Annotated in this window: 9 protein-coding genes; 6 read left to right on the forward strand and 3 right to left on the reverse strand. The window is 69.9% G+C overall.

Features of this window, described 5'->3' with window-relative positions; all coding sequences use genetic code 11:
• Positions 1 to 38: 38 nt before the first annotated feature.
• The 3 genes from gltX to ACWGIF_RS18230 form a co-directional block, all read right to left on the reverse strand.
• Complete coding sequence (gene gltX, locus ACWGIF_RS18220; RefSeq protein ID WP_453498263.1) at positions 39 to 1,514, reverse strand: glutamate--tRNA ligase; 1,476 nt, start codon at positions 1,512 to 1,514, stop codon at positions 39 to 41.
• On the reverse strand, positions 1,507 to 2,295 hold the full coding sequence (locus ACWGIF_RS18225) for a fumarylacetoacetate hydrolase family protein (RefSeq protein WP_453498266.1): 789 nt from the start codon (positions 2,293 to 2,295) through the stop codon (positions 1,507 to 1,509). Before ACWGIF_RS18225 ends, gltX begins: the two co-directional genes overlap by 8 nt.
• A gap of 95 nt (positions 2,296 to 2,390) precedes the next feature.
• Positions 2,391 to 2,579: a hypothetical protein gene (locus ACWGIF_RS18230; protein WP_453498269.1), complete on the reverse strand. Its 189-nt coding sequence runs from the start codon at positions 2,577 to 2,579 to the stop codon at positions 2,391 to 2,393.
• Positions 2,580 to 3,158: 579 nt separating this feature from the next.
• Here ACWGIF_RS18230 and ACWGIF_RS18235 point away from each other — a divergent pair.
• The 6 genes from ACWGIF_RS18235 to ACWGIF_RS18260 all read left to right on the forward strand — a co-directional run bounded on the left by ACWGIF_RS18235 (position 3,159) and on the right by ACWGIF_RS18260 (position 12,228).
• Positions 3,159 to 6,788: a nitrate- and nitrite sensing domain-containing protein gene (locus ACWGIF_RS18235; RefSeq protein WP_453498272.1), complete on the forward strand. Its 3,630-nt coding sequence runs from the start codon at positions 3,159 to 3,161 to the stop codon at positions 6,786 to 6,788.
• Between the two features lie 9 nt (positions 6,789 to 6,797).
• Positions 6,798 to 7,211 carry a roadblock/LC7 domain-containing protein gene (locus ACWGIF_RS18240; RefSeq protein WP_030708442.1) on the forward strand — a complete coding sequence of 138 codons (414 nt, stop codon included), beginning with the start codon at positions 6,798 to 6,800 and terminating at the stop codon, positions 7,209 to 7,211.
• A 151-nt stretch (positions 7,212 to 7,362) separates the two neighbouring features.
• A complete protein-coding gene (locus ACWGIF_RS18245; protein ID WP_030037344.1) occupies positions 7,363 to 7,755 on the forward strand; it encodes a DUF742 domain-containing protein in 393 nt (130 codons plus the stop codon).
• The gene (locus ACWGIF_RS18250) at positions 7,736 to 8,320 is read left to right on the forward strand and encodes a GTP-binding protein (protein ID WP_453498275.1); all 585 of its coding nucleotides are present in this window, start codon (positions 7,736 to 7,738) and stop codon (positions 8,318 to 8,320) included. The genes ACWGIF_RS18245 and ACWGIF_RS18250 overlap by 20 nt, the downstream gene beginning before the upstream one ends.
• A 292-nt stretch (positions 8,321 to 8,612) precedes the next feature.
• Positions 8,613 to 11,804, forward strand: coding sequence for a nitrate- and nitrite sensing domain-containing protein (locus ACWGIF_RS18255; RefSeq protein WP_453498278.1), 3,192 nt, complete (start codon positions 8,613 to 8,615; stop codon positions 11,802 to 11,804).
• Positions 11,805 to 11,814: 10 nt separating this feature from the next.
• Positions 11,815 to 12,228, forward strand: coding sequence for a roadblock/LC7 domain-containing protein (locus ACWGIF_RS18260; protein WP_030037347.1), 414 nt, complete (start codon positions 11,815 to 11,817; stop codon positions 12,226 to 12,228).
• The last annotated feature ends 36 nt before the right edge of the window (positions 12,229 to 12,264 follow it).

Here is a 12,264-nt window from a genome sequence, read left to right on the forward strand (position 1 = left end):
GCCGCCCCCTGCGGGGACGTGCGGGATGTACGGGAGGGTTACGCGCCGAGCTTGGCGAGGGCCGCGTCGATGCGGGCCAGGGACCGCTCCTTGCCCAGGATCTCCAGGGACTCGAAGAGCGGCAGGCCCACCGTGCGGCCGGTGACGGCCACGCGGACCGGGGCCTGGGCCTTGCCGAGCTTGAGGCCGTGGGCCTCGCCGGCGGTCAGGACGGCCTGCTTGAGGGACTCGGGGTCCGACCAGTCGGCGGTGAGGAGGTTCTCGCGCGCCGTGGTGAGTAGCGCGGCCGGCTCGCCCTTCATCGCCTTGTCCCACGAGGCCTGGTCCTCGACCGGCTCCTTCCGGAAGAGGAAGTCGACGTTGGCCGTGATGTCCGACAGGACGGTCACACGGGTCTGGGCGTACGGGGCGATCCGCGCCCAGGCCTCGGCGTCGAAGTCCTCGGGCGCCCAGTTGGCGTGCGGGGCCTGAAGCCAGGGGCCGCAGGCGTCCGCGAAGGCCTTCGGGTCCAGCAGGCGGATGTGGTCGGCGTTGATCGCCTCGGCCTTCTTCAGGTCGAAGCGGGCCGGGTTGGCGTTCACGCCGTCGATGTCGAACTTCGACACCATCTCCTCGATCGAGAAGACGTCCTGGTCCTTGGAGAAGGACCAGCCGAGGAGCGACAGGTAGTTCAGCAGGCCCTCGGGCAGGAAGCCGCGCTCGCGGTACAGGTTGAGCGAGGACTCGGGGTCGCGCTTGGAGAGCTTCTTGTTGCCCTCGCCCATCACGTACGGCAGGTGGCCGAACTGCGGGACGCCGGTGGCGATGCCGAGCTCCACCAGCGCCTTGTAGAGGGCGATCTGGCGGGGGGTGGAGGACAGCAGGTCCTCGCCGCGCAGCACGTGCGTGATCTGCATCAGCGCGTCGTCGACCGGGTTGACGAGGGTGTAGAGCGGCGCACCGTTCGCCCGCAGGATGCCGAAGTCCGGCACGTTCTCCGGGGTGAAGGTCAGCTCGCCGCGCACCAGGTCGGTGAAGGTGATCGGCTCGTCGGGCATCCGGAAGCGGACGATCGAGGGGCGGTGCTCGCCCTGGTAGGCCTCCAGCTGCACCGCGGTCAGGTCGCGGCAGTGGCCGTCGTAGCCGGAGGGCTTGCCGGCGGCGCGGGCGGCGGCGCGGCGGGCGTCCAGCTCCTCGGTCGTGCAGTAGCAGTCGTACGCGTAGCCGCCGTCGCGCAGACGCTGGGCGACGTCCGCGTAGATGTCCATGCGCTCGGACTGGCGGTACGGGGCGTGCGGACCGCCGATCTCGGGGCCCTCGTCCCAGGTGAAGCCGAGCCAGCGCAGCGAGTCGAGCAGCTGGCCGTACGACTCCTCGGAGTCGCGGGCCGCGTCGGTGTCCTCGATGCGGAAGACGAACGTACCGCCGTGGTGGCGGGCGAACGCCCAGTTGAAGAGGGCGGTCCGGACCAGGCCCACGTGGGGGTTGCCGGTCGGGGAGGGACAGAAACGTACGCGGACGTTCGCGTTAGCCACGCTTGATCACCTTGTTGGTGAGAGTGCCGATGCCTTCGATGGTGACGGCGACCTCGTCGCCGACGTTGAGGGGGCCGACTCCGGCCGGGGTCCCCGTGAGGATGACGTCGCCCGGGAGCAGCGTCATGGCCTCGGTGATGTGGACGATCAGGTCCTCGATGGAGCGGACCATGTCGCTGGTGCGTCCGAGCTGGCGCTGCCGGCCGTTGACCGTGCACTGGATGGTCAGGTCGCTCGGGTCCAGCTCGGTCTCGATCCACGGGCCGAGCGGGCAGGAGCTGTCGAAGCCCTTGGCCCGGGCCCACTGCTTCTCCCGCTGCTGGACGTCGCGCGCGGTGACGTCGTTGGCGCAGGTGTAGCCGAGGATGACGTCCTTGACGCGCTCCCGGGGGACCTCGCGGCACATGCGGCCGATGACCACGGCGAGCTCCGCCTCGTGGTGGAGGTCCTGGGAGAAGGAGGGATACGTGATCGGGTCGCCCGGGCCGACCACCGAGGTGGAGGGCTTGAAGAAGGTGATGGGGGCGTCCGGGACCTCATTGCCGAGCTCCGCCGCGTGCTCCGCGTAGTTGCGGCCGATGGCCACGACCTTGTTCGGGAGCACGGGCGGCAGCAGCCGGACCTTGCTGAGCGGGACCTTCGTACCCGAGAGCTCGAAGTCCGCGAACGGGATGCCCTTGATGATGTCGAGCACGAGCGTCGCTTCGTCGCCGGGGGCGGTGCTGCCCTCGACCGCGCCGAACGCGACGTTGCCGTCGATCGAGAACCTGGCGATGCGCACGTGTTGCGTCTGCCCCTCTTTATGTCCGCTGGCTGGAGTCTGCGTCCCCAGGCTAACGCGGCGGGCAGCGCCGCTTCACGTTCCGTGCGCGCCGGTCACTCCGCGGCGACGGCGACCGGCACGTTCATCAGGACCGTGCGCCGCGGGTTGGCGGTCTGCGTCGGCAGGTCGACGGCGTGCTCCGGGGTGGCCGGGGCCGCCTGCAGGTCCTCGGCGTCCTTGAGGTGCGCGAGGGTCGTGCGGCGGGGGTTGGCTATGTTGCGGAACATCGTCGTCGTCTTCATCGGAGTTCGGGGTCCTCGGTTCGATCTGTGAGTGTCGGCTGTTGCATGCACCAACCCTGGCGCCAACCCTTTAAGGGGCAAGGCTAAACATCTGAATCCCCCGCGGAACCAGGAAGTAATGGCCACGGCTATGTGAGTTTGCTCACCAGTGACCAGACATCAGCGGCATAACGGACAGCCAACTTCACCCCCCGAAACGGACATTGCGGCACTGAATGCGCCATTCCGCTCCTGATCATCTCGACTGGGACACCTTGACACTGGCATTGTTTAGACGGCGTAAGTCCGGTTTCTACCGAATTCAGTCACACATGGCGTAGCGCTGCCATCACGAGGCGTAATCGACTCTCCGGGCCGCGACTCGCACCTTGTTGGAGATCCCCCACTGTGCTGGAATTCGCGGGACCGCCGCGGGAAACAGCCGGCGCGCAGGTGGCGCGACTCAGCGCCGAGCGCGGTGGCAAAGAGAGGGAGACGCGCCGGTCACCGACGACCACCATGGGGCCGCACGTGCCCCACGACTCGACACCGTCCCACCGGTCGCCCGGCGGGACGCCTGGTCCAGAGGTTGCGACGCTAGTGCAGGGACGATTCAAGAGGGATGGCAGCGCTGCGGCGGAGCAGGAGCCGCGCGGCGGGACCGACCGTGGCTCCTCGCCCCAGCACGCCCAGAACCGCGGGCCGGCTGTCGAGGGCGCAGGCCCCGACACCTCCTCCGCCGCGGTGAAGGCGAAGGGCCGTGGGAAGTCCGTCAAGGCGAGGGCCAAGGCCAAAGCCGGGTCGACTGAGCAGGACGTGGCGATACCGAAGGCCCCCAGTGGGCCCGGTTCCCGTCTCGCCATGCAGAACTGGCGCATCAGCACGCGACTGGTGTCGCTGCTGACCCTGCCGGTCGTCGCCGCCACCACGCTCGGTGGCTTCCGCATCAACGACTCGCTCAACGACATCGCGCAGCTGGAGCACATGCAGCTGCTGACGACGATGACCCGGCAGGCCACCAACCTGGCCGCCATGCTCCAGGAGGAGCGTGACCTGTCGGCGGGTCCGCTCTCGCTCTCCAAGGGCAAGAGCACCAGCAGTGTCGACAGTGCCCGTCAGGCGACCGACACCGCTGCCAAGGCCTTCGCCGCCGCGACCGACAAGGTCGACAGCACGGGCGAGAAGGACGACACCCTCAAGTCGATCCGCAACAACGTCCTGCAGATCGGACGCCAGCTCACCAGCATCGAGACGGTCCGCAGCAAGGCGTACGCGAACGGCGCCCAGCAGACCGTCAGCGAGTACAACGCGATGATCGTCTCGCTGCTCTCACTCTCCCAGGACATGGCGCAGGCCACCTCCAACCCGGAGATGATCAAGCGCACGCGCGCCCTGGCGGCGTTCTCGGCCGCCAAGGAGTACGCCTCCATCCAGCGCGCGATCATCGCCGCCTCGCTGCCCGAAACGCCGGAGCGGCAGGGCGAGCTCAAGGAGAACGACCGCCTCTACGCCCTCTCCGCCCAGAAGGGCGAGCAGCAGTCGAAGACCACCTTCGGCCTCGTCTACCAGGGCCGCACCGAGGAGCTCCTCGCGGGTCTGGGCGACAGCAACTCCGAGATCTCCAGCGCCGACCACTACGCGCGCCGCGTCCTGGCCAGCCCGGACGCGTTCCTCCGCGAGAAGAACCGGTCCTGGCTCGACTGGTACGACGCCGACGGCACCAAGCTCCAGGCCATGAAGGTCATCGAGCTGACCCTGCTCGAGGAGATGGAGCAGAAGGCCCGTGAGCTGAAGAACGAGGCCCAGCAGGACGCCATCATCAACGGTGCCCTGATCCTCCTCGTCCTCGGCGTCTCCCTCGTCGGCGCCTTCGTCATGGCGCGCTCGATGATCCGCTCGCTGCGCCGCCTGCAGGACACCGCGACGCGCGTCGCCCAGGACCGGCTGCCCGAGCTCGTCAAGCAGCTGTCCGAGTCCGACCCGCAGGACGTGGACACGTCCGTGGAGTCGGTCGGTGTGCACACCCGCGACGAGATCGGCCAGGTGGCCGCGGCGTTCGACGACGTGCACCGCGAGGCCGTCCGCCTCGCCGCCGAGCAGGCCCTCCTGCGAGGCAACGTCAACGCGATGTTCACCAACCTCTCGCGCCGCTCGCAGGGCCTCATCCAGCGTCAGCTCTCGCTCATCTCCGAACTGGAGTCGCGCGAGGCCGACCCGGACCAGCTGTCCTCGCTCTTCAAGCTCGACCACCTCGCGACCCGTATGCGTCGTAACGGCGAAAACCTCCTCGTCCTCGCGGGCGAGGAGCCGGGCCGCCGGTGGACCCGCCCCGTCCCGCTCGTCGACGTGCTCCGCGCCGCCGCGTCCGAGGTGGAGCAGTACGAGCGCGTCGAGCTGTCCTCGGTGCCGGGCACCGACGTCGCCGGCCGCGTCGTCAACGACCTCGTGCACGTGCTCGCCGAGCTGCTGGAGAACGCCACCTCGTTCTCCTCCCCGCAGACCAAGGTCAAGGTCACCGGTCACGCGCTGCCGGACGGCCGCGTGCTCGTGGAGATCCACGACACCGGTATCGGCCTCTCCCCCGAGGACCTCGCCGCGATCAACGAGCGACTCGCGTCGCCGCCGACCGTGGACGTCTCCGTCTCCCGCCGCATGGGCCTGTTCGTGGTCGGCCGCCTGTCCCTGCGACACGGCATCCGCATCCAGCTGCGCCCCTCCGACTCGGGCGGTACGACGGCCCTCGTCATGCTTCCGGTGGACGTCGCCCAGGGCGGCAAGAAGCCTCCGATGCCCGGCCAGGGTGGTCAGGGCGGCCCCGGCGGCCCCCAGGGTCCGCAGGGTGCCGTGCCCGGTGCACCCGCACGCCCGCCCGTGGGCGCGCCCCCGCAGCGTGGTCAGGTCTCCGCGGGAGGCCAGCGTGCCGCCCTGCCGGGCCGCGACGGCGGCGCCGGCCAGCAGCGTCCGCAGGGCCCGCAGGGCGGGCGGCCTCCGCAGCAGGGCGGTCCCGGTGCTCCCGGCGCCCGTCCGCAGCAGGGTCAGACCACCGCAGGGCAGGGCCAGGGTGCCTTCGGCTCCGGGGCGCCGCTGCCGGCCCGCGGTCCGGTCGCCGGTGGCGGACCCGCCGGCGGCCCGTCGGCCCGCCCGGCGGGCGGTCCGTCCGGATACCAGCAGGGCAGCGGCTTCGAGCGGCCCCAGCAGCCTCAGCAGGCTCACCAGCAGCCGGCCGCTCCCGCGGCGCCCGCTTCGAACGGCCCCCGGCCGCAGCTGCCGCCGCGCGGTGGCGCCGCCCGTCCGGAGCTTCCGGGACCGCAGTCCGCCAGCTGGGGTGCCGACCAGGCCCGCGGTCACGACGAGCTCTCCGGCCCCGGCTCCACGGCCGAGTTCGCCCGCCCGGACTTCAACGCCCCGATGCCCCAGGCGGACGGCGGCAACAGCACGACCGGACAGTTCGAGCGTCCGGATGTGCGGGGCCCCATGAACCCGTCCACCACGGGACAGTTCGAGCGCCCGGGCTCCTACCAGTCCGGTGGTCAGCCCCAGCGGCCCGGCGGCCCCGGTGTCGGCGGTTTCGCCCGGCAGCCCCAGGCCCCGCAGCAGCACATGCAGCCGCAGGCTCCGCAGCCCGGCGGCGAGTACGCACCCGTACCGCCGTCGCGCCCCGAGGCTCCGCGACTGCCGCAGGCCCACCGGCCGGAGGCCCTGCCCCCGGCCCAGAGCTCCGGTGACGGCCGCAGCCCGATCTTCGACACGCTGGAGTCGAACTGGTTCCGCGAGGAGGGGCAGCAGCCCCCCGCGCAGGGACCGGCCACGGCGACGTCCCAGCAGGGCCGGCAGTCGGCTCCGGCCCCCGCTCCGCAGCAGCAGCTGCCGCAGCGCGGCCAGGAGCACGCGGCCGAGTCGGCGGCGACCGGCAGCATGCCGACCGTCAGCTGGAAGTCCTCGCCCAACGACGAACTGATGCGGCAGGCCGAGCGCGTGCGTCAGCCCGCCGCCGGCGGGATCACGACCTCGGGGCTTCCCCGCCGGGTCCCGCGGGCGAACCTCGTGGCCGGCACCGCGCAGCAGCAGTCCGAGACGCAGGCCGGTCCGCAGGTCTCGCGGGCACCGGACGACGTCCGCGGCCGTCTGACCAACCTCCGACGCGGTATCCAGCAGGGCCGTCAGGCCGGCAACAGTGGCCCGGCGACCGGCAGTTACCACATCGACCCCACATACCAGCAGGAGCGATAGTTGAGTTCGATGAGCCAGGCGGCACAGAACCTGAACTGGTTGATCACCAACTTCGTGGACAACACCCCCGGGGTGTCCCACACGGTGGTGGTCTCCGCCGACGGACTCCTTCTGGCGATGTCCGAAGGATTCCCCCGCGACCGCGCCGACCAGCTGGCGGCCGTGGCCTCCGGACTGACCTCGCTGACCGCCGGAGCCTCCCGCATCTTCGAGGGCGGCGCCGTCAACCAGACCGTGGTCGAGATGGACCGGGGGTTCCTCTTCCTCATGTCCGTCTCGGACGGATCCTCGCTGGCCGTCCTGGCGCACCCCGAGTGCGACATCGGCCTCGTGGGCTACGAGATGGCTCTTCTGGTGGATCGCGCGGGCAGTGTCCTCACGCCGGACCTGCGCGCCGAACTGCAGGGAAGCCTGCTCGGCTGACTTCCCCTCTCCCGGCCGGACGGTACTACCGGCCGGGAGACCGGGGCCCCGCCCCGGAATCCAGTACCCCCGCCAGGCCGTCATACCGTTCCCCCCACCGGCCGCCCCGTCAGACGGCACGCTGACCACTGCTGTCCAGCCCGGAGGATCAATGACCCCGCCCCCCGCCTATCCCGATGCGTACGGAGACTCGTACTCGGAAGGCGACCAGCCGCTGGTGCGTCCGTACGCGATGACCGGCGGCCGGACCCGGCCCCGCTACCAGCTCGCCATAGAGGCACTGGTCAGCACCACCGCCGATCCGATGCACCTGTCCGGCCTGCTCCCCGAGCACCAGCGCATCTGCACCCTGTGCCGCGAGGTCAAGTCGGTCGCCGAGGTCTCCGCACTGCTGTCGATGCCGCTCGGTGTCGCCCGGATCCTCGTCGCCGACCTGGCGGAGGCCGGAATGGTGGCCATCCACCAGCCGGGTAATGGAGAGGCCGGCGGCACGCCGGATGTAACGCTGCTCGAAAGGGTGCTCAGTGGCCTTCGGAACATCTAGCGGAGCGGCTCCCGCTCGCTCCACCACCTCCGCGAAGATCGTGGTGGCGGGCGGCTTCGGCGTGGGCAAGACCACGTTCGTCGGAGCCGTGTCGGAGATCAACCCGCTGCGCACCGAGGCCGTCATGACCAGCGCCTCGGCCGGGATCGACGACCTCACCCACACCGGTGACAAGACGACCACCACCGTGGCCATGGACTTCGGCCGCATCACCCTGGACCAGGACCTGATCCTGTACCTCTTCGGTACACCGGGCCAGGACCGCTTCTGGTTCATGTGGGACGACCTGGTCCGCGGCGCCATCGGTGCGATCGTGCTCGTCGACACGCGCCGCCTCGCCGACTGCTTCCCCGCCGTCGACTACTTCGAGAACAGCGGCCTCCCCTTCGTCGTGGCCCTCAACGGCTTCGAGGGATACCAGCCGTACACCCCGGAGGAAGTCCGCGAGGCCCTGCAGATCGGCCCCGGCGCCCCCATCATCACCACCGACGCCCGCCACCGCGCGGACGCCAAGAGCGCGCTCATCACGCTCGTCGAGCACGCCCTCATGGCACGGCTGAAGTAACACGGTTCCGGTCGCGCGCGGGAGGGGCGGGCTGTGTCCTACGACACGGCCCGCCCTTCTCGTTCATAACGTTTCGACAGAGAATTGAGGCCAGTTGGCAACGGGGTGCGTTCGTTTGGTACCACTGCGCTGACAACTCCCCCCGCTTTTGCCGTAGGACGCTCTTTATGTCCGATTTAGGTGGGGCATAAGGCTCTGGGAATGGCCGGTTCCAACTGTTTGGAACACGGCCGTTAACCGTGCTGGAATTCAACGAACTAGCTAGTAGCACCGCCGAGAGGTTGTTGGTCGAGTGAGGCGAAGCATCGCAAGCCCCGCGGATGAACCCGCGCGCGGCAACTTCACCCCGCCGCCGCGAGCGGCCGCGTCGCACGTCGACGTGCCCGTGGACCCGCCCGCGAGCAGCGGGAGCACCAGCAGGTTCTCGCCCCGCAACTGGCGCGTGCCGACCCGTCTGAACGCCATCCTGCTCGTGCCCGCCCTCGTGGGTCTGGTCATGGGCGGCTTCCAGGTGAAGGGCTCCATCGACACCTGGAACGAGGCCAAGGACGCCGAGCAGATAGCCCGGGTCGTCCAGGCAGCCTCGGAGTACGGCCAGGCACTGCTCAACGAGCGTGACCTGACGGCCGAGCCGCTCCTGAACGGCCAGACGAAGGACCCCAAGGTCACCGAGGCCTACGCGGTCACCACCGCGGCCAAGGAGAAGTTCGACACGGTCGTCCAGGACCTGCCGAAGAACCAGGGACTCGAGCGGCGTCTGGAACTCTTCCGCACGGATGAGCCCAAGCTGAAGGATGTCCGCGAGAAGGCCTATCAGGCCGTCATCGAGACCCCGAAGAAGAACCCCCCCTCCGCGTTGGGTCCCATCCCGACCGAAGAGGGCTATGTGGTGGTCCAGCACTACCTCATGCAGTTCGCCAACGAGCTCGGTCTCGGCACCGGCAACGTGACCTCGTACGGCCGCATGGTCTACGCGATCCAGCTGGCCAAGGCGGCCAACTCGCTGCAGCGCTCCGTCGGCACCCACCTGCTGGTCCGCCCGAGCACGGACGAGAACACCCGCAAGGCCCAGCTCGTCGCCTTCTCCTCCTACGCCTACCTCGAGGAAATCGCCATCGGCGAGTACGTCGCGGCGGGCACCGAAGGCGACGTGAACCGCCTCAAGGAGGTCATGGCCAAGAAGTCCGAGGAGGGCAAGGCCAAGCTCGCCGAGGTCAAGCACCAGGCCGAGCAGGCCGGCACCAAGTTCGTGCCGCCGCCCACCTCGCCCACCGGCAATCCGCTGGTCGGCATGACCGAGGCGATAGCCAGCGGTGAGAGCAAGAAGAAGCTCGCCGAGAACGGCACGAACCCCGTGTTCTGGCAGGCAGCCGCCACCGCCAAGTTCGACGGCTACGACGAGATCGAGAAGGAACTCCTCACCAAGGCCGTCGACGACGCCGTCGCGGTCTCCGACGACGCCCGCACCGACGCCATCGTCAACGGCGGCATCGTGGTCGTGGCCCTGCTCGCCGCCTTCATCCTGGCCGGCATGATGGCCCGCCAGATGGGCCGCGCGATGGCCCGCCTGCGCAGCGCCGCCTTCGACATCGCCGAGCAGCGCCTGCCGATGCTCGTCGACCAGCTCTCGCGCACGGATCCGGGCAAGGTCGACACCCGCGTCCACCCGATCCCGATCGACTCCCAGGACGAGATCGGCGAGGTCGCCCGCGCCTTCGACCAGGTCCACCGGGAAGCCGTACGGCTCGCCGCCGAGCAGGCGCTCCTGCGAGGGAACGTCAACGCGATCTTCACGAACCTCTCCATGCGCAACCAGTCGCTGATCGAGGGCCAGCTGACCCTCATCACCGACCTGGAGAACAACGAGGCCGACCCGGACCAGCTGGAGAACCTCTTCCGCCTGGACCACCTGGCCACCCGTATGCGCCGCAACGGCGAGAACCTGCTCATCCTCGCGGGTGAGGAGCCGGGCCGCCGCTGGGACCAGCCGGTGCCCCTCGTCGACGTGCTGCGCGCCGCCTCCTCCGAGGTGGAGCAGTACGAGCGCATCGAGCTCTCCGGCGTCTCCGACGCCGAGATCCACGGCCAGGCCGTGACCGACCTCGTGCACCTGCTCGCCGAGCTTCTGGAGAACGCCACCACGTTCTCCTCCCCGCAGACCAAGGTCCGAGTCAACGCCACGCGTCTGCCCGACGGCCGCGTGATGGTCGAGATCCACGACAAGGGCATCGGCCTCACCGCCGAGGACTTCGCGGACATCAACCACAAGCTGGCCAACCCGCCGACCGTGGACGCCGCGATCTCGCAGCGCATGGGTCTGTTCGTGGTCGGCCGACTGGCGGACCGCCACAGCATCCGCGTCCAGCTGCGCCCCTCGGGCGAGGCGGCGGGCACCACCTCGCTGGTCATGCTTCCCGACGCCATCACCCACGGTGGCGGTGGCGAGGGCATCCCGGACGACGACTTCACGGTTTCCCAGATCATCCCGGAGCAGAAGGCCCAGCAGGCCGCCCCGCTGCGCACCGCCGCCGAGCTCGGCTTCGACGACTCGCGGTACGACCAGCAGGGCGCCGACGGCCTCCCGGCCGACCCGGTCGGCCGGTCCCTGGGACAGCAGGGGCGCCGGGCCGCGCTGGCCGCCCAGGTGGGTTACCCGCAGGAACAGCAGCAGTACGCCGACCCGTCCGCCCAGGAGTATCCGGAACCTCAGCCGGAGCACGGGTACCAGGAGTACCAGGGCTACGAGCAGCAGTCCGGGCAGGCCTTCGACACCTCGTACGAGGCACCGCAGGCGCAGCAGGGCTACGAGGCGTACCCGCAGCAGGACTACGGCTATACGGAAGACGGCTACCCGGACCAGCAGCAGGCCACTCAGAGCTACGACGGCGGCTACGGAGCCCGGTCGGAGCAGGCCGAGTGGCCCCAGCAGAACACGTATCCGGCTGCCTACCAGCAGGATTACGGGACCGAATCGGAATCCCGGGCCGTCCCCGAAGCGGCCCCGGAGCGCGTAGGCTTCGACCGTCCGGGTGCCGCAGCCGACACCGGTCACGCGATGACCGGAGCGGGCCTGCCGCGCCGCGGCAGCCCGCAGCAGCGGCAGCCGGGACAGCAGGAAGCGGAGTCCACCGGATCCCTCTTCGAGCAGCGGTCGCCGCGTCAGCAGCCCGCCGCTCAGGAGCGGGCCCCGGAGGAAACTGAAGGCACCGCGGCCTGGCGTTCGCGCAACGACGAACGCTGGCAGCAGGCCGGCAAGCTCCGTGAGCCGAAGGCGGGCGGGGTCACCCCGTCCGGTCTCCCTCGGCGCGTGCCCAAGGCCAACCTGGTCGAGGGCGCAGCGGAGACGACCCCGCAGGGCGGCCCCCAGGTCTCCCGCGCTCCGGAGGACGTCCGCGGCAGGTTGAGCAACCTGCGGCGCGGTGTCCAGCAGGGACGCAGCGCGGGTTCTGAGCAGTCAAGTAACAGCTATGACCAGGAGCGTTAGTGTGAGCCCGATGAGCCAGGCGGCACAGAACCTGAACTGGTTGATCACCAACTTCGTGGACAACACCCCTGGGGTGTCCCACACGGTGGTGGTCTCCGCCGACGGCCTTCTTCTGGCGATGTCCGACGGGTTTCCGCGGGACCGCGCCGATCAGCTGGCGGCCGTGGCCTCCGGACTGACCTCGCTGACCGCCGGGGCCTCCCGCATCTTCGAGGGTGGCGCCGTCAACCAGACCGTGGTCGAGATGGACCGGGGATTCCTTTTCCTCATGTCCGTATCGGATGGATCGTCCCTCGCGGTGCTCGCGCACCCCGAGTGCGACATCGGCCTCGTGGGCTACGAGATGGCTCTTTTGGTGGATCGCGCGGGCAGTGTCCTCACTCCGGACCTGCGCGCCGAGCTGCAGGGAAGTCTTCTCAACTAGCAGACAGGCAGTGCGTTTCGCGCCATCGCACCATAG

Source organism: Streptomyces sp. NPDC054849, from assembly GCF_053610945.1.

Bases quoted from the DNA above. Each gene is read 5' to 3' on its own strand.
- ACWGIF_RS18230 (WP_453498269.1), bottom strand. From the start codon at position 2,579: ATGAAGACGACGACGATGTTCCGCAACATAGCCAACCCCCGCCGCACG.
- ACWGIF_RS18240 (WP_030708442.1), top strand. From the start codon at position 6,798: ATGAGCCAGGCGGCACAGAACCTGAACTGGTTGATCACCAACTTCGTG.
- ACWGIF_RS18245 (WP_030037344.1), top strand. From the start codon at position 7,363: ATGACCCCGCCCCCCGCCTATCCCGATGCGTACGGAGACTCGTACTCG.
- ACWGIF_RS18260 (WP_030037347.1), top strand. From the start codon at position 11,815: ATGAGCCAGGCGGCACAGAACCTGAACTGGTTGATCACCAACTTCGTG.